At 74.2% G+C, this 23,164-nt stretch carries 24 protein-coding genes; 19 read left to right on the plus strand and 5 right to left on the minus strand.

The genetic code is table 11. The annotated features are described in order from the left end of the window. Positions 1–30: 30 nt before the first annotated feature. Together ACN27A_RS29565 and ACN27A_RS29570 are read right to left on the minus strand one after the other, a co-directional pair. Positions 31–477: a ferritin-like domain-containing protein gene (locus ACN27A_RS29565; protein WP_421457804.1), complete on the minus strand. Its 447-nt coding sequence runs from the start codon at positions 475–477 to the stop codon at positions 31–33. Next, entirely contained in the window at positions 474–923 is a 450-nt protein-coding gene (locus ACN27A_RS29570; protein ID WP_421458653.1) for a hypothetical protein, read from the minus strand. Before ACN27A_RS29570 ends, ACN27A_RS29565 begins: the two co-directional genes overlap by 4 nt. Positions 924–1,152: 229 nt before the next feature. Between ACN27A_RS29570 and rimP the strand changes: the two genes are divergently transcribed. From rimP to ACN27A_RS29630, 12 genes are all read left to right on the plus strand, one after another. Then, positions 1,153–1,854 (plus strand): ribosome maturation factor RimP, encoded by a 702-nt coding sequence (rimP, locus tag ACN27A_RS29575; protein WP_421457805.1) that lies wholly within the window; start codon positions 1,153–1,155, stop codon positions 1,852–1,854. Continuing rightward, the gene (nusA, locus tag ACN27A_RS29580) at positions 1,851–2,894 is read left to right on the plus strand and encodes a transcription termination factor NusA (protein WP_421457806.1); all 1,044 of its coding nucleotides are present in this window, start codon (positions 1,851–1,853) and stop codon (positions 2,892–2,894) included. Before rimP ends, nusA begins: the two co-directional genes overlap by 4 nt. Positions 2,895–2,910: 16 nt before the next feature. Further along, entirely contained in the window at positions 2,911–3,243 is a 333-nt protein-coding gene (locus tag ACN27A_RS29585) for a YlxR family protein (protein WP_132232814.1), read from the plus strand. A gap of 93 nt (positions 3,244–3,336) precedes the next feature. Beyond that, the gene (gene infB, locus ACN27A_RS29590) at positions 3,337–6,345 is read left to right on the plus strand and encodes a translation initiation factor IF-2 (RefSeq protein ID WP_421457807.1); all 3,009 of its coding nucleotides are present in this window, start codon (positions 3,337–3,339) and stop codon (positions 6,343–6,345) included. An 87-nt stretch (positions 6,346–6,432) separates the two neighbouring features. After that, positions 6,433–6,726: a DUF503 domain-containing protein gene (locus ACN27A_RS29595; RefSeq protein ID WP_101414636.1), complete on the plus strand. Its 294-nt coding sequence runs from the start codon at positions 6,433–6,435 to the stop codon at positions 6,724–6,726. A gap of 156 nt (positions 6,727–6,882) precedes the next feature. Next, positions 6,883–7,371: a 30S ribosome-binding factor RbfA gene (gene rbfA, locus ACN27A_RS29600; RefSeq protein WP_421457808.1), complete on the plus strand. Its 489-nt coding sequence runs from the start codon at positions 6,883–6,885 to the stop codon at positions 7,369–7,371. A gap of 101 nt (positions 7,372–7,472) precedes the next feature. Then, positions 7,473–8,450 (plus strand): DHH family phosphoesterase, encoded by a 978-nt coding sequence (locus ACN27A_RS29605; protein WP_421458655.1) that lies wholly within the window; start codon positions 7,473–7,475, stop codon positions 8,448–8,450. 86 nt (positions 8,451–8,536) lie between these two features. Further along, entirely contained in the window at positions 8,537–8,944 is a 408-nt protein-coding gene (locus ACN27A_RS29610; protein ID WP_132232822.1) for a hypothetical protein, read from the plus strand. Continuing rightward, the gene (locus tag ACN27A_RS29615) at positions 8,944–9,153 is read left to right on the plus strand and encodes a DUF6186 family protein (protein ID WP_421458657.1); all 210 of its coding nucleotides are present in this window, start codon (positions 8,944–8,946) and stop codon (positions 9,151–9,153) included. Before ACN27A_RS29610 ends, ACN27A_RS29615 begins: the two co-directional genes overlap by 1 nt. Positions 9,154–9,865: 712 nt before the next feature. After that, a complete protein-coding gene (locus tag ACN27A_RS29620) occupies positions 9,866–10,201 on the plus strand; it encodes a TrmO family methyltransferase domain-containing protein (protein WP_421457809.1) in 336 nt (111 codons plus the stop codon). A gap of 554 nt (positions 10,202–10,755) precedes the next feature. Further along, positions 10,756–11,388: a DMT family transporter gene (locus ACN27A_RS29625; RefSeq protein WP_421457810.1), complete on the plus strand. Its 633-nt coding sequence runs from the start codon at positions 10,756–10,758 to the stop codon at positions 11,386–11,388. A gap of 46 nt (positions 11,389–11,434) precedes the next feature. Beyond that, positions 11,435–12,760 (plus strand): MATE family efflux transporter, encoded by a 1,326-nt coding sequence (locus ACN27A_RS29630; RefSeq protein ID WP_421457811.1) that lies wholly within the window; start codon positions 11,435–11,437, stop codon positions 12,758–12,760. A gap of 83 nt (positions 12,761–12,843) precedes the next feature. On the opposite strand, the gene ACN27A_RS29635 is transcribed toward ACN27A_RS29630, so the two are convergent. Continuing rightward, positions 12,844–13,857: a hypothetical protein gene (locus ACN27A_RS29635; protein WP_421457812.1), complete on the minus strand. Its 1,014-nt coding sequence runs from the start codon at positions 13,855–13,857 to the stop codon at positions 12,844–12,846. A gap of 232 nt (positions 13,858–14,089) precedes the next feature. Here ACN27A_RS29635 and truB point away from each other — a divergent pair, with 232 nt between their 5' ends. The 7 genes from truB to ACN27A_RS29670 all read left to right on the plus strand — a co-directional run bounded on the left by truB (position 14,090) and on the right by ACN27A_RS29670 (position 21,937). Beyond that, the gene (gene truB / locus ACN27A_RS29640; protein WP_421457813.1) at positions 14,090–14,974 is read left to right on the plus strand and encodes a tRNA pseudouridine(55) synthase TruB; all 885 of its coding nucleotides are present in this window, start codon (positions 14,090–14,092) and stop codon (positions 14,972–14,974) included. A 57-nt stretch (positions 14,975–15,031) separates the two neighbouring features. Next, complete coding sequence (locus ACN27A_RS29645) at positions 15,032–15,961, plus strand: bifunctional riboflavin kinase/FAD synthetase (protein WP_421457814.1); 930 nt, start codon at positions 15,032–15,034, stop codon at positions 15,959–15,961. A 181-nt stretch (positions 15,962–16,142) separates the two neighbouring features. Beyond that, entirely contained in the window at positions 16,143–16,412 is a 270-nt protein-coding gene (rpsO, locus tag ACN27A_RS29650; RefSeq protein WP_121396038.1) for a 30S ribosomal protein S15, read from the plus strand. A 226-nt stretch (positions 16,413–16,638) separates the two neighbouring features. Beyond that, on the plus strand, positions 16,639–19,023 hold the full coding sequence (locus tag ACN27A_RS29655) for a polyribonucleotide nucleotidyltransferase (RefSeq protein WP_421457815.1): 2,385 nt from the start codon (positions 16,639–16,641) through the stop codon (positions 19,021–19,023). 50 nt (positions 19,024–19,073) lie between these two features. Further along, positions 19,074–20,498: a M16 family metallopeptidase gene (locus ACN27A_RS29660; RefSeq protein ID WP_421457816.1), complete on the plus strand. Its 1,425-nt coding sequence runs from the start codon at positions 19,074–19,076 to the stop codon at positions 20,496–20,498. Positions 20,499–20,621: 123 nt separating this feature from the next. Continuing rightward, positions 20,622–21,395 carry a 4-hydroxy-tetrahydrodipicolinate reductase gene (gene dapB / locus ACN27A_RS29665; RefSeq protein WP_421457817.1) on the plus strand — a complete coding sequence of 258 codons (774 nt, stop codon included), beginning with the start codon at positions 20,622–20,624 and terminating at the stop codon, positions 21,393–21,395. A 47-nt stretch (positions 21,396–21,442) separates the two neighbouring features. Beyond that, positions 21,443–21,937: a GNAT family N-acetyltransferase gene (locus tag ACN27A_RS29670; RefSeq protein ID WP_421457818.1), complete on the plus strand. Its 495-nt coding sequence runs from the start codon at positions 21,443–21,445 to the stop codon at positions 21,935–21,937. A 4-nt stretch (positions 21,938–21,941) separates the two neighbouring features. Here the strand turns inward: ACN27A_RS29670 and ACN27A_RS29675 are convergent, their stop codons facing one another. Further along, entirely contained in the window at positions 21,942–22,322 is a 381-nt protein-coding gene (locus ACN27A_RS29675; RefSeq protein ID WP_421457819.1) for a VOC family protein, read from the minus strand. A 222-nt stretch (positions 22,323–22,544) separates the two neighbouring features. Beyond that, positions 22,545–23,156 (minus strand): GNAT family N-acetyltransferase, encoded by a 612-nt coding sequence (locus ACN27A_RS29680; RefSeq protein ID WP_421457820.1) that lies wholly within the window; start codon positions 23,154–23,156, stop codon positions 22,545–22,547. Positions 23,157–23,164: the final 8 nt, after the last annotated feature.

Here is a 23,164-nt window from a genome sequence, read left to right on the forward strand (position 1 = left end):
CAACCGGAGTGGGCGTCGAGGGCCGTCCGGTCAGGCGGGTCGACCCGGGAACGGCACCGTCAGCGGGGTGATCCCGGCCGTCCGTCGCCAGCGGGTGGCCTGTACGGCGTACTCGACCAGGGCGGCCAGGGCCCTGTCCCGGTCGGCGCCGCTGGTGGCCGGCACCACCGCCCGCCAGAACGCGGCCGTGCGCTCCTCCACCTCGGCGGCCAGCCGCAGCGCGCTCGCCCGGTCGGTGACCGGGAACGGCAGCGTGTAGCCGGCCCGGTCCGGCGGGACGATCCCGCCACCGGCGCTCAACTGCACGATCAGGTCGTCGCGGCGGCGCCGGTGCGCGGCCTCCGCCTCCTTCGCGGTGGTCCGGGCGGCGCCGGTGAGGCGTACCCCGATGGGCCCGTAGGCCCAGATCGCGGCGTACTCGGCGGAGAGCGCCGCACCCAGCGCCCCGGCCGGCCCCGGCGGTGCCGGCGCGGTCACCTCAGCGCCTCCACGTGCGTGGCCCGGGCGGCGGCGATCGAGGCGAGCAGCGCGGCCCGCTCCGCCGGCGCCGCCGCACAGGCCCGGGTCGCCGCCTCCCGGGCGGCGCGCTCGTCCTCGCGCAGCGCGGCCCGCGCCGCCGCCGGGTCGCCCGGCGCGGCGGGCGTGGCCGCGGCGGAGGCCGAGGGCAGCGGTACGCCGATGAGCCGGGCCAGTTCGGTCGCGTGCGCGCGGTGCGCCTCGGCGATCGGCGTGAGCAGGCCGGCGAGCGCGGGGTGCGCGGCAGCGGCGTCCCGGTGCCCGGCGGCGAGCCGGAGCGACTCGTCGAGCAGCGGCGTGAGCGGATCCGGCCCGGGGGTGGGCTCGTCGTCGCGGCTCAGGAGGCCGCAGCCGGTCAGCGGCGCCGCCGCTCCGCCGAGCGCCAGGAGCACCCCGGCGCGCAGCACCTTTCGCCGGGAATGCCCGGTCGTCTCGCCGCGTCGTGTCGTTCTGCCCGTCGCCACCGGACAAGTCAACACCATCACCGGCCGTACGTGGGCGACCGGCGTCGGTGCGCCGCCCGGCCCGACGCGCGGCAGGCGCGTTACGCTCTGCGCAGCCACCGGCGCGTCAGCTCCGGTGGCGTGCCGGCATGGCGGCCGACCGGGTGCCGTCGATCAGCAGGAGGGTGCGGAGATGACGCAGCGTGGCCGTGCCACGAGGTCGACGGGTCCGGCGGGGAGACCCCGACGCGCCGACGCCCCACGGGGCGGGGAGCGTGCCGGCGGCCCGCGCGGCGACCTCGCCGCCCGGCGGGCCCGGCTGCGCGAGGTGATCGAGCCGGTGGTCGCCGCCGCCGGTTACGACCTGGAGGAACTCTCCGTGTCCCGCGCCGGCCGGCGGCACGTGGTGCGGGTGATCGTGGACGCCGACGGTGGGATCAACCTGGATGCCGTCGCCGAGGTCTCCCGGGCCGTCTCCGCGGCTCTCGACGCGGCCGAGGAGGCCTCCGGTGACCTCGTCGCCGGGGAGTACCAGCTGGAGGTCAGCTCCCCCGGCGTGGACCGCCCGCTCACGCTGCCCCGGCACTGGCGGCGCAACGTCGGCCGGCTGGTGAAGGTGACCGCCCGCGGCGCGGGCGCCCCGTCCGGCGAGCGGGCCGGGCAGCCCACCGGCGACCGGCAGGTCACCGGCCGGGTGGTCGAGGCCGACGACGAGCGCGTGGTGCTGGAGACCGACGCCGGCCGCGCCGCGTGGACGTACGCAGAGCTCGGCCCCGGCCGGGTGCAGGTCGAGTTCCACCGCCTCGACGAGATCGAGGAGACGGACGAACCCGACGACATGGACGACACCGACGACTTCGACGACGAAGATGATGTGGAGGACGAGGAGAGGTGAACATCGACCTCGCGGCGCTGCGCGCACTCGAGCGCGAGCGGGAGATCCCGTTCGACACGATCCTCGCGGCGATCGAGACCGCGCTGCTGACCGCCTACCGGCACACCGAGGGGGCGGAGTCGCACGCCCGGGTGGAGATCGACCGCAAGTCCGGCGCGGCCCTGGTCTACGCGCAGGAGCTGGACGACGACGGCACCGTCGTACGGGAGTGGGACGACACCCCGCACGACTTCGGGCGGATCGCCGCCATGACGGCCAAGCAGGTGATCCTCCAGCGACTGCGGGAGGCCACCGACGAGGTGCACTTCGGCGAGTACGTGGGCCGCGACGGTGACCTGGTCACCGGCGTGGTGCAGGCGCACGAGGCGCGCAGCGAGAAGGGCATCGTCAGCGTCGACCTCGGCAAGCTGGAGGGCGTCCTGCCGCAGTCCGAGCAGGTGCCCGGCGAGCGCTACGCGCACGGCGAGCGGATCCGCTGCGTGGTGGTGCACGTGGCCAAGGGGATGCGCGGGCCGCAGATCACCCTCTCCCGGTCGCACCCGGCGCTGGTCAAGAAGCTCTTCGCGCTCGAGGTGCCGGAGATCGCCGACGGCACGGTCGAGATCGGCGCGATCGCACGTGAGGCGGGTCACCGCACGAAGATCGCGGTCCGCTCCACCACCCAGGGGGTCAACGCCAAGGGCGCCTGCATCGGCCCGATGGGGCAGCGGGTACGGGCCGTCATGAGCGAGCTGCACGGCGAGAAGATCGACATCATCGACTGGTCGGACGACCCGGCGACGTTCGTCGGCAACGCCCTGTCGCCGGCCAAGGCCCTGCGGGTCGAGGTGGTCGACCTGGCCACCCGCACCGCCCGGGTCACCGTCCCGGACTTCCAGCTCTCCCTCGCCATCGGCCGGGAGGGGCAGAACGCCCGACTTGCTGCCCGGTTGACCGGTTGGCGGATCGACATCCGGTCCGACGCCGAGCAGTCCGGTGCCGCCGGCCGGGGCGGAGCTGATCACGTCCCGGAGCCGGGCGGCGCGATCTCGGGCGCCTAGGGGTAGACTTTCTCCAGTGGTACGACGCGCGCTGCCGGAACGCACCTGTGTGGGTTGCCGGCGACGTGCGCCGGCCAGCGAATTGCTGCGGATCGTCGCGGTCGGCGACGAGGCTGGTCACAGCCTCCGGCCCGATCCGGCCCGCAGGCTGCCGGGTCGGGGAGCGAACATGCACCCGGATCCGGCCTGCTTCGCGCAAGCGGTGCGGCGACGCGCTTTCGGGCGTGCGCTGCGCCTCACCGGGGTCCCCGACCACGGTGAGCTTGCGGAGCACGTCGATGCGCCAACCACTACGTCCGGTCAGCCCGACCGGGCGAGGGTCGCTAGCAGGGTAGGACGACCGACATGAGCACACGATGAAGTCCCTGAAATGACCAGGCTTCAAGTGCACGAGTGAGGTCGCTGCGGGTGCTGCCCGCACGACCTCGGAGTGAGGAGTGCAGTGGCAGGTAAGGCCCGCGTACACGAGCTTGCAAAAGAGCTCGGGGTCGAAAGCAAGACCGTTCTCGCCAAGCTCAAGGAGATGGGCGAGTTCGTGAAGTCCGCGTCCAGCACCGTCGAGGCGCCCGTCGCCCGACGGCTGCGGAGCGCATTCGTCGCCGGCGCCGGTTCTCCGGCACCGGCCGCCCCACCGGCGGCCGCCCCGGCGCCGACCCCGACCCCGACGCCCTCTCCGGCCCCCGGTGGGCCCCGGGTCTCGGCCAAGCCGATGCCGCCCCGGCGGCCGGCCGCGCCGGCGCCCGGTCCCAAGCCCAAGGGCCCGGTGCCCGGTCCGCCGCAGCCCGCGGCCCCGGTCGCCAAGCCGGCGAGTGCCCACGACATCGAGGTGGCGGCCGCCGAGGCGCGTGCCGCCGCGCTGAAGGCCGAGCAGGAGGCGGCGGTCAAGGCCGCCCAGGCCGCTCGGCAGCAGCAGCGTGAGACCGTCCGCCGGGAGCCCCCGGCGGACGGTGGCAACCGTCCCGGTCCCCGACCGGGTCCGGGTGCCATGCCGCCCCGCCCGGGTTCCCCGGCCGCCGGTCGTCCCGGCACGCCGGCACCGGGCCCGGGTGGTCGTCCGGGCGGGCGTCCGCCGGCGCGCGGCGCCGGTAACAACCCGTTCGGCATCCAGGGCAGCCAGCAGCAGCAGCGGCCTCCGGCCGCCGGTGCGGGTGGTCCCCGGCCCAGCCCGGCCGGCATGCCGCCGCGTCCGAGCCCGGCCTCCATGCCGCCCCGTCCGAGCCCGGCCTCCATGCCGAGCCAGCGTCCCGCTACCGGTCGCCCCGGCCCCGGTGGCGCCGGTCGCGGTCCCGGTGGCGGCGCGGGTCGTCCCGGTGGCGGCGGCGGTGGCGGTGGCTTCCGCGGCGGTCCCGGTGGCGGCGGCGGTGGCGGTGGCTTCCGCGGCGGTCCCGGTGGCGGCGGCGGTGGCGGTGGCTACCGTGGCGGTCCCGGTGGCGGCGGCGGTGCGCCGGGCGGCGGTTTCCGTCCGGGTGCTCCGGCCGGCGGCGGCGGTCGTCCGGGTGGTGGCGGTCGTGGCCGTGGCGGCGGCGCCGCGGGTGCCTTCGGGCGTCCGGGTGGCCGGCCGACGCGCGGTCGCAAGTCCAAGAAGCAGCGCAGACAGGAGTTCGACAACCTGTCGGCCCCGACCATGAGCTCGGGTGCCCCCCGGGGTCAGGGTCAGGTCGTCCGGCTCTCCCGTGGCGCCTCGCTGTCGGACTTCGCCGACAAGATCAACGCCAACCCGGGTTCGCTGGTCCAGGAGATGTTCAACCTGGGCGAGATGGTCACGGCGACCCAGTCGTGCTCCGACGACACCCTGCTCCTGCTGGGTGAGCACCTCGGCTTCAACGTGCAGATCGTCAGCCCGGAGGACGAGGACCGCGAGCTGCTCGCGCAGTTCAACATCGACCTCGACGCCGAGGTCGCGGAGGACCGCCTGGTCGACCGTGCGCCGGTCGTGACCGTCATGGGTCACGTCGACCACGGTAAGACCAAGCTGCTCGACGCGATCCGCAAGGCGAACGTCGTGGCCGGCGAGGCGGGTGGCATCACCCAGCACATCGGTGCCTACCAGGTCCACGTGCCGCACGAGGGCGAGGACCGCGCGGTTACCTTCATCGACACCCCGGGTCACGAGGCGTTCACCGCCATGCGTGCCCGTGGTGCACAGGTCACCGACATCGTGGTGCTCGTCGTCGCGGCCGACGACGGTGTCATGCCGCAGACGATCGAGGCGTTGAACCACGCCAAGGCGGCCGACGTGCCGATCGTGGTGGCGGTCAACAAGGTCGACAAGCCGGAGGCGAACCCGGACAAGGTCCGCCAGCAGCTGACCGAGTACGGCCTGGTCGCCGAGGAGTACGGCGGCGACACCATGTTCGTCAACGTGGCGGCGAAGCCGGGCATCGGCATCGACGAGCTGCTCGAGGCGGTCCTGCTGACCGCCGACGCGTCGCTGGAGCTGACCGCTCCGATCGACGGGCCGGCGCAGGGTGTGGCCATCGAGGCGCACCTGGACAAGGGCCGCGGTGCGGTGGCGACGGTGCTGGTGCAGAAGGGCACCCTGCGGGCGGGCGACTCCATCGTCGCCGGCGGGGCGCACGGCCGGGTCCGGGCGATGCTCGACGAGAACGGCAACCAGGTCGCCGAGGCGGGTCCGGCCCGTCCGGTCCTGGTGCTCGGTCTGACCGCGGTGCCCGGTGCCGGCGACACGTTCCTGGCGGCCGAGGACGACCGCACGGTGCGCCAGATCGCCGAGCAGCGGCAGGCGCGGCGGCGGGCGGCGTCGTTCGCCAACTCCCGCGGCCGGGCCACCCTCGAGACGCTCATGGAGCAGCTCAAGGAGGGCGAGAAGACCTCGCTCAACCTGGTGCTCAAGGGCGACGTCTCCGGTTCCGTGGAGGCCCTCGAGGACGCGCTGTTCAACCTCGACATCCCGGAGGAGGTCCAGCTCAGGATCATCCACCGGGGCGTGGGCGCGATCACCGAGAGCGACGTCATGCTCGCGAGCGCGTCGTCCGAGCCGGTCACGATCATCGGTTTCAACGTGCGGGCCGCCAACAAGGTCCGCGAGATCGCCGACCGCGAGGCTGTGGAGATCCGGTACTACACCGTGATCTACCAGGCCATCGAGGAGATCGAGGCCGCGCTCAAGGGCCTGCTCAAGCCGGAGTACGAGGAGGCCGAGCTGGGCACCGCGGAGATCCGCGACGTCTTCCGCTCGTCCAAGATCGGCAACATCTCCGGTTGCATCGTCCGGTCGGGCATCATCCGGCGCAACGCCAAGGCGCGCCTGCTGCGGGACGGGTCGGTGGTGGCGGACAACCTCACCATCAGCTCGCTCAAGCGGTTCAAGGACGACGCCACGGAGGTGCGCGAGGGCTTCGAGTGTGGTCTGACCCTGGGTGGTTACAACAACGTCCAGGTCGGCGACATCATCGAGACCTTCGAGATGCGGGAGAAGGTTCGCGCCTGATCCGCTGAACCACTGATCGAGGGGTTTGCGCCGAAAGGCGTAAACCCCTTGATCATGTGGGGGGTCGTGCGGGTATCGTCCGGGGCGATGTTCACCGGAACCGCGGTCTTCGACCTGCTGCTGCCGGGCGACTCCAGGTCGCTCAAGGCCAAGAGATCATACGTACGGCCGATCGTGGCGGCGCTGCGCCGTTTCGAGGTGTCGGCCGCCGAAGTGGGAGCGCTCGACCTGCACGGTCGGGCCGAGATCGCCGTGGCCGTGGTGGCCGCCGAGGCGTCGCACGTCCGCGAGGTGCTGGACTCCTGCGAGCGCCTGGTGGCCGGCCGGCCGGAGACCGAGTTGCTCTCGGTGCGCCGGCGGCTGTACGGCGAAGAGGACTGACCCGGCGGCGCCGTCCGCCGGGTGGCCGGGACGGTGCCGGCGGCGCGCGGCGCGGGTGGCCGCGCGGGTAGTGTTCGAGTTGTTGGGCCGTCGGCTCCGGGGCGCTCCGCGTCGCCGGGCGGCGGCCGGGAGCGGTACGCCGTGGAGGTGGCGAAGATGTCGGATCCGGCCAAGGTACGCCGGCACGCGGAGCGGGTGCGTGAACTGGTGGCGTCGGTGGTGCGCAGCCAGATCAAGGATCCCCGGCTCGGCATGATCACCATCACCGACGCCCGGATCACCGCCGACCTGCGCGACGCGACCGTCTTCTACACGGTGCTCGGCGACGCGGCTGCCCAGGCGGGCACGGCGGCGGCGCTGGAGAGCGCCAAGGGCATGCTGCGCAGCACCGTCGGCAAGGCGCTCGGGCTGCGGCACTCGCCGACGCTGACCTTCGTCCTGGACGACGTGCAGGATCAGGTCAAGCACATCGACGACCTGCTCGCCCAGGCCCGCAACGCCGACGCTGAGGTGCAGCGCATCGCCGCCCGGGCCGAGTACGCGGGCGAGCCCCAGCCGTACCGGCTGGACGAGGACGAGGACGAGGCGCGCGACGCCGACGAGGACGCCGACGAGACCCCGCCCCGGGGCGGGGACCCGCGGTGACCGAGCCCTCCGGCGGCACGACCGGTGGCGCCCTCGCCGAGGCACCGCCACCGGTCGACTCCGGCCCGACCGAGGCGGACTGGGCCGCCGCCGTCGCGGCCGTGCGGGACCTGCCGCCGGACGGGCGGGTGCTGCTGATCTGCCACGTCAACCCGGACGGGGACGCGCTGGGCAGCATGCTCGGCTTCGGGCTCGGGCTGCGCCGGCTGGGCGTGCGGCGGATGCAGGCGACCTTCCCCGGTCCGCCGGAGGTGCCGGAGCCGTTCCGGGGGCTGCCCGGGCTCGACCTGCTGGTGCCGGCGACCGAGGCGTACCCGGACCCGGACCTGGTGATCTGCTTCGACGCGGCCAGCGAGTCGCGCCTCGGCGACCTGGTCGACCGGCTGGAGACCGCCGGCGCCGCGCTGGTGCTCGACCACCACGCGTCGAACACCCGCTTCGGCCGGATCAACCTGGTGGACCCGCACGCGGCGGCCACCTCGGTGGTCGCCGAGGGGCTGCTCGCCCGGCTCGGCGTCCCGCTGGACGCCGAAATCGCGGAGTGTCTCTACGTCGCCCTGAGCACCGACACCGGCTCGTTCCGGTTCGAGGCGACGACCCCGGCGGTGCACCAGCTGGCGGCTCGCCTGCTGGCGACCGGCATCCGGCCCGGTGACATCTCCCGCCGGATCTTCGACACCCGGCCGTTCGGCGCCGTCCGCCTCTTCGGCGAGGTGCTCGGCCGGGCCCGTCTCGAACCCGCCGGGGCCGCCGGACACGGTCTGGTGTGGACGTACGCGACCCAGGACGACCTGGCCCGGCACGACCAGCGCCCGTACGTGCTGGAGGCGCTGATCGACTCGGTCCGGTGCACCGCCGAGGCCGACGTGAGCTGCGTGGTCAAGCAGACGCCGACCGGCGACTGGGCGGTGTCGATGCGCAGCAAGGGCGCGGTCGACGTCAGCCGGGTGGCGGTCGCGCTGGGCGGCGGTGGCCACCGCTTCGCCGCCGGCTTTACCGGTTCGGGGACGGTCGACGAGGTCGTCGACCGGATCCGCGCGGAGCTCGACGGCGCGCTGACCGGCCCCGGCCGGCGCTGATCGGAAGGCTCGGCACTCCGAAGATCAGGGAGAGCTCGGGGAGTGTCCGTCTTCCCGGTTGCGGCGAGTACGGGGAGAATCGCGGGATGGAACAGCCCCACGACCTCACCGTCGAGGCGCCCCGCGCCTGGGACCGTCCCGCCGTCACCGTGCCGGTGCTCGTCTGCCTCTCACTGGTCGGCGGCCGGTTCCCGTCCTTCTCGACCGAGGCCAATCTCTGGACCCTCGGCACCGGCGGGGTGCTGATCTGGCTGGGCCTGAGCAACCGGGTGCCCCGGCGGCCCGCGCCACGACGGCTGGGCACCCCGGCGGCCTGGTGGGCCCTGCCGGTGGTGGTCTTCGGGGTCTTCGAGGGGACCACGTTCGTGCTGGCGGCGGGCGACGACTTTCCCACCTTCTCGCGGCTGGCCGATCCGCTGCTGGAGGACCAGCTGGTCCGCTCGGCGGTCTGGCTGGGCTGGCTGTCGGCGTTCTGGGGGCTGGTGCGGCGATGATGCGGATGCTGGCCATCGGGGGCTTCGTGGCCTCCCTGATTCTCTTCGCCGCCGTCGAGTGGGCGGCCCGCCGCGAGGGCTCGCGGATCCCCACGATCGGCGAGGTCTGCGCCTACGTGATGCGCTACGAGGTGGGCCCGGTGCCGGTCGGCCGGATCGGCCTGTTCGGCTTCTGGTGGTGGCTGGGCTGGCACTTCCTGGCCCGCTGACCGCGCCACCGCACCCCGTCGGGGACCCGTGACGCGCGCCGGCTCCGGACGAACGTGAGTCCAAATCGCGGGAACACCGGGCAGCATGTGGAACTGAACGATAGCTTGGGAATCGGCCGGCGTCGTGTGGCGGCGCTGGCCGTGGGCGGTGTCGCCGCACCCGGTGGCGCCTCCCTCCAGGGTCGGACCGACCCGGGCTCTCGCTGCCCACAGCCGCTCCGGTGACCCCGGACCGCTGCCGGGCGCGCAGCACGACCGCCCGTGAGGGCTGCCGCCGGTCGGCGGCCCACGCCCTGGAAGGGGACCACCATGCCGAGCAAGCCCAAGCCGCAGACCACCGACGAGGCCCGCGAGCAGATGCGCCGCGCGCTGCAGACGTCCATGGACACCCGTCAGTGACCGACGCCGACCGGCGGTGACGTCGCCGGCGTCCCGCGCCGACAGCGTCACCGCCCATCCGGCCCCGGTCCCGGCCGTCCGCCGCCCCCGCCCGTGCGCGGCTCTCCGCCCGGACCGCCGGTAGGTCGGACAACTTCGCCGGTGCGCCCGCCGGCCGGTCGGCCCCGGCGGTCGCGCAGCCCGGCCGTGACGGATCCCGCGTGCGCCGGGTCCCGTCGTCGGCAGCGCGGGCGCCGGTAGGAGCACCCTGTCCCGCGAGGTCGCCCGCCGGCTCGGCCTTCCGCGGATCCACCAGCACCGGCAGCCCGGCTGGGTGACCCCGGGCGACGCCCGCTGGCCGTCGCGGCCCCGGGCCGACCTGCCCGAGGCCGGGGTGTTCGCCGACCGCGGTCCGCGACGGCCCAACCGGATCGGCTGCACCGTCTGCGACGTCGTCTCGGCAGGCGGCCGAAAGCTGCGGGTACGCGGGCTGGATGCGGTCGACGGCACCCCGGTCCTCGACGTCAAGCCGGTGATGCGGCAGTTCCTCCCGGAACGTGTCCGGCAACCGGAGTGGGTCGACCGCCTGATGGCGGAGTACGTCGGCGGCCAGCCCGAACCGCCGACGGACACCGGAATCCCGGGGCAGGCCGGGACGGTGCTGCGCTAGGGTGCGGGCATGAGGCCGTTCCAGGGCGTTCTGCCCCCGCCGCGCTCCTGACCGGAGCGCCCCACCACCGGTCGCGTCCCCACGTGCGGCGACTGCCACCGGTCCTCCGCACGTGCCCCGCCTGACCGGGGCCGCAGAACCCAGGTGGTAACGCCCGCCTCTTCTTCGTCGTGCGTGCGCTCCGACAGACGTCGTCCCCTGTCAGCGTCTCGATCCGCCCTGGAGCGCACCTGTGTCCCGAACGTCACTGTCTGGCCCCTCCGCGTCCCCGTCCATTCCGCACCCGCGCCGCGACCCGGCCGGCGGCGTACGCCGAGGGCTGCTGTACGTCACCGCCGCCGCCGTGCTCTGGGGCACCACCGGCGTCGCCGTGCAGCTCGTCCGCGAGTCCACCACGCTCACCCCGACGGCCATCGGGTTCCACCGTCTCGCCATCGGCGCGCTGGTGCTGGTCGCCCTGCTCGCGCGCCGCCTCGGGCCGGTGCTCGCGGCGCTGCGGTCGGAACCGGTCGCCCTCGTCGGCGTGGGGATCGGGCTCGGGGGGTTACCAGGCCTTGTACTTCCTCGCCGTCGCGTCGGGCGGCGTCGGGGTGGCCACCGTGGTCAGCCTGGGGCTCGCCCCGGTCCTCATCTTCGGCTGGGAGTCGCTGCGCGCGCGGCGGCTGCCCGGGCGGACGATGCTGGGTGCCCTGGTGGCGGGCGTCATCGGCCTCGTGCTGATCACGGTGTCGGTCGGGGAGCCGGGCACGACCGCGCCGCGCCCGCTGCTCGGGCTGCTCGCGGCGTTCGGCTCGGGGGTGGGCTACGCCGCCAGCACGGTGCTGAGCCGGCACGCCGCCCAGCGCGTCGCGCCGATGACACTCACCACCGTGTCGGCGGCGGTCGGCGCGTTGGCGCTGGCCCCGATCGCGCTGGCCGAGGGGATCGGCGTTCCGGCCCGGCTCGCGCCGATCGGGCTGCTGCTCCACCTCGGGGTGGTCACCACGGCGGTGGCGTACGCCCTGTTCTACGCCGGGTTGCGCAGCATCACCGGCAGCGCCGCCGCGCTGGCCACCCTGGCGGAGCCGCTCACCGCCGTGCTGCTCGCGGGCTGGATCGTGGGTGAGTCGCTGCCCGTGCCGGTGCTCGTCGGGGGAGTGCTCCTGCTCGGCGCGGTGACCGTCGTCCACCTCTCTCCCGGTAAGTAACCACGCCGCTTGCGATCCTTACCTGGCCGTGCCAGGATCGGCGGCGATGAGCCAGTCCGTCGCCTTCGAACCCCGCGCCGTCGCGCCCCGCCGGATCGCCGCGCTGGCCCTGCCGGCGCTGGTGGTGCTGGCCGCCGAACCGATCTACGTGCTCGTGGACACGGCGGTGGTGGGGCACCTCGGCCGGGTGCCGCTGGCCGCCCTCGCCGTCGGCGGCACGGTGCTGACGCTCATCGCCTGGCTCGGCACCGTGGTCGCGTACGGCACCACGGGGCGGTCGGCCCGACGGTTCGGGGCGGGCGACCGGGCGTCCGCCGTCGCCGAGGGCGTGCAGGCGTCGTGGTTGGCCCTCGGGGTGGGGGTGCTGGTCGCGCTCGGCATGCAGATCGGCGGCGGGGCGCTGGCGCGTACCCTCGCCGGAGGCCCCGGCGAGGTGGCCGACGCCGCCGCGCAGTGGCTGCGGGTCGCGGCGCTCGGCGCGCCCGGGCTGCTGCTCGCCGCCGCCGGCAACGGCTGGCTGCGCGGCGTGCAGGACATGCGCCGCCCGCTGATGTTCGTGCTCGGCCCGAACGTGCTCTCCGCCGTGCTCTGCCCGCTGCTGGTCTATCCGGCCGGGCTCGGACTGGTCGGCTCCGCCGTGGCCAACGTGATCGCGCAGACCATCGGCGGGGTGCTCTTCGCCGGGGCGCTGGTCGCCGAGCGGGTCTCGCTGCGCCCGCGCCCGAGGCTGATCGGGCAGCAGTTGGCGCTCAGCCGGGACCTGCTCATCAGGGGCGTCGCGTTCCAGGCCAGCTTCCTCTCCGCCACCGCCGTCGCCGCCCGCTTCGGGGCCGCCGCCGTCGGCGCGCACCAGATCGCCCTGCAACTGTGGTTCTTCACCGCCCTGGTGCTCGACGCGCTCGCCATCGCCGCCCAGTCCCTGGTCGGCGCCGCTCTCGGAGCCGGCGAGGCCGCCGCGGCCCGGGACCTGGCCCGCCGGATCGGGCTGCTCGGCGGCGTCTGCGGCGTGGCGTTCGCCGTGCTCGTCACCGCCGGCGCCGGCGTGGTCCCCGGCTGGTTCAGCTCCGATCCGCAGGTACGCGAGCAGGCCATGCTCGCCTGGCCGTGGTTCGTGGCGATGCTGCCGCTGGCCGGCGTCGTGTTCGCCCTCGACGGGGTGCTGATCGGCGCGGGCGACGTCCGCTACCTGCGCAACCTCACTCTCCTGGCCGCGCTCGGCGGCTTCCTGCCCGCCATCTGGCTGGCGTACGGGCTCGACCTCGGCCTCGGCGGCATCTGGGCGGGCCTCACGCTCTTCGTGGTGCTCCGGCTGGTGGCCCTGCTGCTGCGGCTGCGCTCCGGGGCCTGGGCCGTGGTCGGCGCGGTGCGCTGAGCCTCAGCACAGCGAGGTGGACGCCATCGGGGCGGCCAGGTCGAAGAAGTCGCCCGGATCACCACCCGGCACGCGAGGGCAGGTCAGCAGGTGTCTGCGATGTCCAGCGAACGATCGGGGTCGAACACCGCGTCCGGGTCCTCCGTCTCGACCGGAAGGTCGTAGCTCGGGGCGCCGAGATCCAGCAGACCCTTGTCGAACGACGCGCAGTCCATGTTGGAGGCGTACGAGTCCGCCTTCCAGAGCCAGAGCCCGACGCTCGCCTTCGTGACGTCGTCGGGATGCGGCACGTGCCAGACGACGGTGTCGTGGACGACCACCACACCGGCGCCCGGAGTGGGGTCGAGGGTGCGGAACGCGTACGCCCAGACGAAGTTGGTGGTGATCTCCAACACCCGGATGCCGTCGCTGTCCCGGGTCGCCCGGTAGGTGACCCGTCCCTTGACCCGGGGCTCGTCGGCGGTCAGTCGGGCACCCGGGGCCAGCCGGGTCGCGTACGTGGCGAAGGAGTCGGTGCGGAAGTCGGCTCGCATGCTCGACCGGATTTCCGGAGCGAACATCCGCACGAACCGGTCCAGCTCCCCACCGGCCAGGAACTTCCGGTCCAGCCGGGCGAGCCGCAGCGCGGCGCGGACATCCGCGAGGGCCGCCGCCACCTCGGTGGCGCTGAACACACCCGTGCGCCGGGCGGGCGGCAGCGTGATCCCGGCCGCCCCCTTGGCGAAGGCCGCCGCCGGGGTGCCCGCGAAGCTGTCGGCGGCCGACGCGGGCGACGCGGGCGTCGTGTCGCTCGTCGCGGAGACGCCCGGCGGCGGGCTGGTCGTCGGGTAGCCGCGCGGCGTCTCCCCGGCCCGTCGCCACAGGTCGAACCACCCCACACCGAGCAGGAGTACGAGGACCAGTCCGCCCCCGACCACGGCGGTGACCGCGCGGGTGTGCCCCTCCCAGAACAGGCGGAGCCGTTCCAGGGCGCCGACCGGGTGCTCCTCGGCCGGCTGACGCAGCCACTCCGGGACCGGTCCCGGCTCGTCGTGAGAGGCCAGGGGAGCCGACTGGACTGGCGGGGACGGCTCGTCCGCCGGCGGAGGGCTGGTCATGGGCAGGTCCTTGGTGAACGGTCCGTCGAGGGCGCATGATCTTCGCACCCGGCCGCCCGGGACGTGATCCCGTACGCCTCCGCCGCCGTGATCCCGCCCGAGTGGCTGACGGCACATCGGCCGACCATCGGAGGCGGTCTTTACCGCCGCGCGGGCGGCGAGCGGCTCAGGAGCCGCTGCGGACGTACGGCGGCGGCGGGGCGTCGGGCCCGGTCTGGCAGGCTTGGGTGTCGTGAGCACAGACGGTCTGATCGTGGTCGACAAGCCCGGCGGCATGACGTCGCACGACGTGGTGGCGCGCATCCGCCGGTTGGCGCGCACCCGCCGGGTGGGGCACGGCGGCACCCTCGACCCGATGGCCACCGGCGTCCTGGTGATCGGGGTCGGGCGGGCCACCCGCCTGCTCACCTACGTGATCGGCGCGCACAAGAGCTACACGGCCACCGTCCGGCTCGGCCAGGCCACCGTCACCGACGACGCCGAGGGCGACGTGATCGCCACCACCCCGGCCGGGCAGGTCACCGACGAGGTCGTCCGGGCGGCCCTGGCCGCGCTGACCGGGGAGATCGACCAGGTGCCGAGCGCCGTCAGCGCCATCAAGGTCGACGGGCAGCGGGCGTACAAGCGGGTGCGCGAGGGGGAGAGCGTCGAGCTGCCCGCCCGCCGGGTCACCGTGTCCCGGCTGGAGCTGCTGGCGGTACGCCGCGACGCGCCCGACGTCGTCGACGTGGACATCGACGTGACCTGCTCCTCCGGCACCTACATCCGGGCGATCGCCCGGGACGCGGGCCTGGCGCTCGGGGTGGGCGGGCACCTGACGGCGCTGCGCCGTACCGCCGTCGGGAACTTCGCCCTCGCGGAGGCCGCCACCCTCGACGAGCTGGAGCAGCGCGCCCCCGAGGTGGTGAACCTGCCGCTGGCGGCGGCGGCCGACCGGTTCTTCCCGCGCCGCGACGCCGGCGCCGACGAGGCGAAGGTGCTCTCCCACGGCGGGCCGCTCGACCCGGTGGGAATCGCCGGGCCCTACGCGGTCTTCGGCCCCGACGGCGGGCTGATCGCTATCGTCAGCGAGCGGGACGGCCGGGCCCGCGCGGAGATCGTGCTCGCCCCCGCCTGACGGGGGCGGGGGACGGCGGCCGGTGCGGGCCGCCGCGGAAGGCAGGGGAGGAGCGGCATGCAGCGGTGGCGGGGGTACGACGCGGCGCCTGGCGGCTGGGGGCGGTCGGTCGTCACCATCGGCGTCTTCGACGGTGTGCACAAGGGACACCAGGCGACCATCGGGCACGCCGTGTCCCGGGCCCGCGAGCTGGGCGTGCAGTCGGTGGTGGTCACCTTCGACCCGCACCCGGCCGAGGTGGTGCGCCCCGGTTCGCACCCGGCGGTGCTCACCGAGACCGCCCGCAAGGCCGAGCTGATCGAGGCGCTCGGCGTGGACGTGCTCTGCGTGGTGCCGTTCACCCCGGAGTTCTCCCGGCTGCCCGCCGAGGCGTTCGTGCACGACATCCTGGTCGAACACCTGCACGCCGCGCTTGTCGTGGTGGGCGACAACTTCCGCTTCGGGCACAAGGCCGCCGGCGACGTGGCGCTGCTGGAGCGGCTCGGTCGCACCTTCGGCTTCGCCGTGGAGGGCGCCCCGCTGGTCGCCGAGGCGGGCACGGTCTACTCCTCCACGTACATCCGCTCCTGCGTCGACGCGGGGGACGTGACGGCGGCGGCCGCCGCGCTCGGCCGCCCGCACCGCGTGGAGGGCGTGGTGGTACGCGGCGACCAGCGCGGCCGCGAGCTGGGCTTCCCCACCGCCAACCTGCTCTGCCACCGGTACGCGGCGATCCCCGCCGACGGCGTCTACGCCGCCCGGCTGGTGCGCCGGGGCCACACCGAGCCCCTGGCGGCGGCGGTGTCGGTCGGCACCAACCCGACGTTCTCCGGCCGGGAGCGGCGGGTGGAGGCGTACGTGCTCGACTTCACCGGCGACCTCTACGGCGAGCGGCTGGCGCTGGACTTCGTGGCGCACCTGCGCGGGCAGATCCGTTACGACGCGATCGAGCCGTTGATCGCCCAGATGAACCAGGACGTCGAGCGGACCCGGCGCGTGCTCGGCTGACCGCGTCGCGGCCCTTGACAGGCCCCCACCCGGCAGGGCTGGTAGTCTGGCGGGGACGTCGGCTGACCGACGTGGGGCCTCGCGTGCCTGCACGACGCCGCGGGTGCGAGGTACCGGTCCGTTTCCGGTCCACTGACCGATCCGACGGACATCATCGAACAACCCACGAAACAGGGAGAACATGGCGCTCGACCAGGAAGCCAAGGCCAAGATCCGCGCGGAGTACGCGACCGCCGACGGCGACACCGGTTCGCCGGAGGTGCAGGTCGCGGTCCTCACCAAGCGGATCGCCGAGCTGACGGAGCACCTGAAGGTGCACAAGCACGACCACCACAGCCGCCGTGGGCTGCTGCTGCTGGTCGGCCGCCGCCGTCGGCTGCTCAACTACGTCCAGAAGAAGGACATCAACCGCTACCGGTCGCTCATCGAGCGGCTCGGTCTGCGCCGGTGACGTGACGGGGGAGTGGCCCGACCGGGCCGCTCCCCCGCTTCGCCGCCACACGAAAACCGGGCCGCGCGACCACCTGAAAAGGGAGCCGGTCAGCGTACCGGTCTCCGGTAGTGGCCCCCGGGCACCCCGGCCTCGCGCCGGCCACCCGGGCGCTTCGATCGAAGACCGGCCGTCTGAGCAGCTCCCCGCGTCGTGGGCCCCCGATGCGAAGGAGCACGACAGCACCATGACCGAGACCAACCTCGGCACCGAATCCCGCACCGCCGTGATCGACAACGGGTCCTTCGGCACCCGTGAGATCACCTTTTCCACCGGCCGGCTGGCCCGTCAGGCCGCCGGCTCCGTCGTCGCCCAGCTCGGCGAGACGGTCGTCCTCTCCGCCACCACCGCCGGCAAGCAGCCGAAGGAGCAGTTCGACTTCTTCCCGCTGACCGTCGACGTCGAGGAGCGGATGTACGCCGCGGGCCGCATCCCCGGCTCGTTCTTCCGCCGCGAGGGCCGCCCCAGCGAGGACGCGATCCTCACCTGCCGGCTGATCGACCGGCCGCTGCGCCCGTCCTTCGTCAAGGGCCTGCGCAACGAGGTCCAGGTCGTCGAGACCATCCTCGCGCTCGACCCGCAGCACCCCTACGACGTCGTGGCGATCAACGCCGCCTCGATGTCGACCAAGCTCTCCGGCCTGCCGTTCTCCGGCCCGATCGGGGCGACCCGGGTCGCGCACATCGACGGCCAGTGGGTGGCCTTCCCGACCCTGGAGGAGCTGGCCCGGGCCACCTTCGACATGGTCGTGGCCGGCCGCTCGCTGCCGGACGGCGACGTCGCGATCATGATGGTCGAGGCCGAGGCGACGCCGCACGCCGTGACCCTGATCGCGGGCGGCGCGACCGCGCCGACCGAGGAGATCGTGGCCAGCGGCCTGGAGGCCGCGAAGCCGGCGATCCGCGAGCTGTGCCGCGCGCAGAGCGAGCTGGCCGAGGTGGCCGCCAAGCCCGTCGCCGAGTTCCCCGTGTTCCTGGACTACCAGGACGACGTCTACGAGGCGGTGGCCGACCTGGCCCGCGCCGAGGTCGCCGAGGCCCTCCAGATCGCCGGCAAGGCCGACCGCGAGGAGGCCCTCGACCGCATCAAGGCCAAGGTCGCCGAGGAGCTCGGCGGTCGCTTCGAGGGCCGCGAGAAGGAGCTCAGCGCCGCCTTCCGGTCGCTCACCAAGTCCGAGGTGCGTAACCGGGTGCTGCGCGAGCAGGTCCGCATCGACGGCCGCGGCCCGCGCGACATCCGCCCGCTGACCGCCGAGGTCGGCGTGCTGCCCCGGGTGCACGGCTCGGCGCTGTTCGAGCGTGGCGAGACCCAGATCCTGGGCGTCACCACGCTGAACATGCTGCGCATGGAGCAGATGGTGGACACCCTGTCCCCGGAGAACCGCAAGCGCTACATGCACAACTACAACTTCCCGCCGTACTCGACCGGTGAGACCGGCCGGGTCGGCTCGCCGAAGCGGCGCGAGATCGGCCACGGCGCGCTCGCCGAGCGGGCGCTGATCCCGGTGCTGCCGTCGCGCGAGGAGTTCCCCTACGCCATCCGGCAGGTCTCCGAGGCGCTCGGCTCCAACGGCTCCACCTCGATGGGCTCGGTCTGCGCCTCGACGCTGGGCCTGCTCTCCGCCGGTGTGCCGCTGAAGGCGCCGGTCGCCGGCATCGCCATGGGGCTCATCTCGGACGAGGTGGACGGCAAGACCGAGTACGTGACGCTTACCGACATCCTCGGCGCCGAGGACGCGTTCGGCGACATGGACTTCAAGGTCGCCGGCACGCCCGAGTTCGTCACCGCGCTCCAGCTCGACACCAAGCTCAACGGCATCCCGTCGGACGTGCTGGCCGCCGCGCTGCAGCAGGCGTACGAGGCCCGGCAGACCATCCTCGGCGTGATGCAGGCGGCGATCGAGGCCCCGGCCGAGATGTCGGAGCACGCCCCGCGGGTCACCACCGTCAAGATCCCGGTCGACAAGATCGGCATGGTGATCGGCCCGAAGGGGCAGACCATCAACGCGATCCAGGACGAGACCGGCGCCGAGATCTCCATCGAGGACGACGGCACGATCTACGTCGGCGCCACCAACGGCCCGTCGGCCCAGGCGGCGGTGGACCGGATCAACGGCATCGCCAACCCGACGCTGCCGAAGGCCGGGGAGCGCTTCCTCGGCACGGTGGTCAAGACCGCCGCGTTCGGCGCGTTCATCTCGCTGCTGCCGGGCCGCGACGGCCTGCTGCACATCTCCAAGGTGGGCGACGGCAAGCGGGTCGAGAAGGTCGAGGACTACCTCAACGTCGGCGACCGGGTCGAGGTCGAGATCGCGGACATCGACGCCCGCGGCAAGATCTACCTGGACAAGGTCCGGCCGGAGGGCACCGAGGCGCCGGCCGCCGGCGAGGCCGCTGGCGGCGAGCGTCCGGCCGGCCGGGACCGGGACGACCGGGCTCCGCGCGACCGGGGCGACCGTGAGCGCGGCGGCGACCGGGGCGGTCGTGGACCGGGCGGCGGCGAGCGCGGCGAGGGCGGCGGCGAGGGTGGCGAGGGCGGCGAGCGTCCGCGTCGCCGCACCCGGCGCAGCTGACGTACCGCACCATCGCATCACCCCACCCCTCGTCGATCTGGGAGCAACACGTGAGTCGGGCCGTCAGCGCGCCGTTTCCGCCGGATCGACGGGGGGTGGCGTCCGTTCCGGGCCCCGCGGGAGCCTCGCACCGGGGGGCCGGGACGGCCCGCTCCGGCGGCGCCGCCCGGGCGGTGACCCGCACCATCAGCGACGACCCGCTGGGCGGCACGGTACGCCGTACCGTGCTGCCCAGCGGGCTGCGCGTGCTCACCGAGGCGATCCCGGCGATGCGCAGCGTCTCGTTCGGCGTCTGGGTCGCGGTCGGCTCGCGCGACGAGACCGGGCCGCAGGCCGGCGCGGCGCACTTCCTGGAGCACCTGCTCTTCAAGGGCACCAACAAGCGCAGCGCGCTGGAGATCTCCGCGGAGATCGAGGCGGTGGGCGGCGAGACCAACGCCTTCACCACCAAGGAATACACCTGCTACTACGCCCGCGTGCTGGACGAGGACCTGCCGCTGGCCATCGACGTCATGTGCGACGCGGTCGCCGACTCGCTGCTGGAGCCGGCCGACGTGGAGACCGAGCGGGGCGTGATCCTCGAAGAGATCGCCATGCACGACGACGAGCCCGGCGACGAGGTGCACGACCTCTTCGCCCGGGCCGCCTACGGCGACCACCCGCTGGGCCGGCTGATCTCCGGCACCGAGGAGACCGTCACGCCGATGACCCGGCGGCAGATCCAGGGCTTCTACCGCCGCCACTACACCCCGCCGCGGATCGTCGTCGCCGCCGCCGGCAACCTCGACCACGCCACGGTGGTCAAGCTGGTCCGTCAGGCGCTGCGCGGCACCCCGCTGGACACCGACCCGGCGACGCCCGCGCCGCACCGGTCGGCCACCCCGGCCGTACGCACGAAGCCCGCCACCACCCTGGTGGAGCCGAAGGAGACCGAGCAGGCGCACGTCATCCTCGGCTGCCCCGGCATCGACCGGCTCGACGAGCGGCGCTTCGCCCTCGGCGTGCTCAACAACATCCTCGGCGGCGGCATGTCGAGCCGGCTGTTCCAGGAGATCCGCGAGCGGCGCGGCCTCGCCTACTCGGTCTACTCCTACGCCAGCCAGTACGCCGACAGCGGCCTCTTCGCCGTCTACGCCGGCTGCGCACCGGGCAAGGTCGACGAGGTGCTGGAGCTGACCCGGGCCGAACTGGCCCGGGTGGCCGCCGACGGCCTGACCGAGGCCGAGGTGGCCCGCGGCAAGGGGATGAGCAAGGGCTCGTTCGTGCTGGGGCTGGAGGACACGGGCTCGCGGATGAGCCGGCTGGCCAAGGGCGAGCTGCTCTACGGCCACCTGATGCCGGTCGACGAGCTGCTGGGCCGGGTCGACGCGGTCACCGTGGCCGACGTCAACACCCTGGCCGCCGAGCTGCTGAGCCGGCCGATGTCGCTGGCGGTGGTCGGCCCGTTCGGCGCGAACGACTTCGCCGCCCGCTGACCCGCCCCGCACTCCCGCCCGGTGCGCGCGTCCCGGCGGCTGTCGGTCGGCCCGGATGGTGGCGTCCCGCCGGCTGACGGTCCGCCCGGATGCGCGCGTCCCGATTGGGATAGGTTGTGCCCCGTGACTGACGAGCAGGAGAAGAGCCCGGACGAGCTGATCCGGGTCGGCGTGCTGGGCGCCAGGGGCCGGATGGGCGTCGAGGTGTGCCGGGCCGTGGACGCCGCCGCCGACATGGAGCTGGTGGCCATGGTCGACGAGGGCGACGGCCTCTTCGCCGCGTCCGACGCCGGGGCCGAGGTGGTCGTCGACTTCACCACCCCCGACGTCGTCATGGACCACCTGCACTGGTGCATCGACCAGGGCATCAACGCGGTGGTCGGCACCACCGGCTTCACCGAGCAGCGGCTGGAGCGGGTGCGCGGCTGGCTGGCCCACAAGCCCGGGGTGGGTGTGGTGATCGCCCCCAACTTCGGCATCGGCGCGGTGCTGATGATGCAGTTCGCCGCCCGCGCCGCCCGGCACTTCGAGTCGGTCGAGATCGTCGAGCAGCACCATCCCCGCAAGCTGGACGCCCCCAGCGGCACCGCCACGCACACCGCGCGGCTGGTCGCGGCCGCCCGCGCCGAGGCCGGCCTCGGCCCGGTGCCGGACGCCACCAAGGACGAGGTCGCGGGCGCCCGGGGCGCCGACATCGACGGGGTGCGCGTGCACGCCGTGCGCGCCACCGGCCTCGTCGCCCACCAGGAGGTGCTCTTCGGCACCCTGGGGGAGACGCTGACCATCCGGCACGACTCGTACGACCGGGTCTCGTTCATGCCCGGCGTGCTGCTGGCCGTCCGCGCGGTCCGCACCCGGCCCGGGCTGACCGTCGGCCTGGACGCCCTGCTCGACTGACGGGCAAAGCGGTCGCGGCGGCGCCCGGCGGCCCCTAGGCTGCCCGGGTGATCGATTCTGGACTCTCCGACCGGGCCGGGCGCCGGGTGACCCTGCGCCCGGTCGACGACGACAACTGGCGGGCGGTGGCCGACGTCGCCCCGCGCGACGACCAGCGCGGGTGGGTGGCGGCGCTGGCCGCCCGCTACCTGCTGCTGACCATGCGCTCCGACGTGTGGACCTCCCTGGCGGTCTACGCGGACGAGACCGTTGTCGGGCACGTCATGTGGGGCGTCGACGACGACGGGTCCCGCTGGATCGGCGGCATGGTGGTCGACGCGGCCGAGCAGGACCGGGGCGTCGGTCGGGCGGCCGTGCGCACCCTGGCCGCGTGGCTGGGCGGCCAGGACGGCGGTCACCCCGTCCGGCTCTCCTACCACCCCGACAACGCCCAGGCCGCCCGCCTCTACACGAGCCTCGGCTTCGTGCCCACCGGGGCGATGGAGGACGACGAACTGGTCGTCGAACTCGTCGCGCCCACCCAGGGCCCGCCGCACGCCTGACCGGTCAGCCTTCCTCGATCACGGACATGATGTTGCCGGCCGGGTCGGTGAACCACGCGATCGTCGGCCCGTTGCCGCGCATGACGCCCTTGTCGTCCTGGGGCATCCCGGGGTAGCGCGCGAACCGCACCCCGCGCGCGGTCAGCTCGTCGACGGCCCGGTCGACGTCGTCGACGGGGAAGTTGAGCACCGTGTGGGCCGCGGGGGTGTGGTCCGCCTTCGGGTAGACCATCACGTCCCGGCCCCCGGCGAGGTGCAACGTCAGCAGACCGCCCATGGCGTCGTCCCGCGACACCCGCAGGCCGAGCGTGTCGGCGTAGAACCGTTCGGCCCGGTCGGGGTCGTCCACCGAGAAACTGCTCCACGCCATCGTGTCCGCGAACATGCCCGATGCCTCCCTCTCGTGGATGCCGCCACCGCGACCATGGGGTCACGGTAGGCGACACCCCCGACAGTGTCCGGCGGATCGCCGGCACCGGCGGGCCGGGGAGCGCGAATCGGCGCGGGCCGAGTCCGGGAACGCCCGGCCCGGTGCGGTCCGGGTCCGGGGCCGCTCGGCCCGGTCAGTCCCCGGGCGGCGCCGGTGCCGGTGACGAGGCATCCGGCGTCAGGTCCGGAGTGTCGCCTCGGTGGGCGTCGCGTCCGCCGGATCCGCCTCCCCCGGCACCGCCACGTGCAGCCGCACCTGCGGGACGAGCATGTCCTCCACGTCCAGCGCGCGGGCCGCGCCGTCGGGCTCCCAGCCGGTGCTGGTGAGGAACTTGCGGGTCGCCGCGTCGCCGTCGAAGGCCCAGGCCAGCGCGCGGGTGAACCCGTCGGCACGCCACAGGTCGACGGTCGCGGCGAGCAGCCGGCTGCCGTGCCCCCGCCGGCCCCAGCGCGGCTCCACCAGCAGGTCCGTCACCGCGGCGACGTCCGGCCCGAGGACCTCCGCCGGCTCACCCGGGGCGAGCGCCTCGGCGTCGGCCGGACCGGAGGCGGCGAACCCCACCAGATAGGATTGCTCGGCCTGTTCGACGGCGACCAGCACCCGGTGGGCGCCGGAGGGCGGCTCCTGCACGGCCGCGCTCCACCGCCTGGCGAGCCACGCCTCGTCCAGGTTGTCGAGCACGTGCCGGGGCAGGATCCGGCGATAGGCGACCCGCCAGGTCGCGAGTTGGATGCGTGCGATCTCGCCGGCGTCTTCCGGACGCGCCGGGCGGACGTACCCGAGAGCCATGGGACGGA

It is taken from the genome of Micromonospora sp. WMMD737, from assembly GCF_049179055.1.
Classification (GTDB): Bacteria; Actinomycetota; Actinomycetes; order Mycobacteriales; family Micromonosporaceae; genus Micromonospora; species Micromonospora reichwaldensis.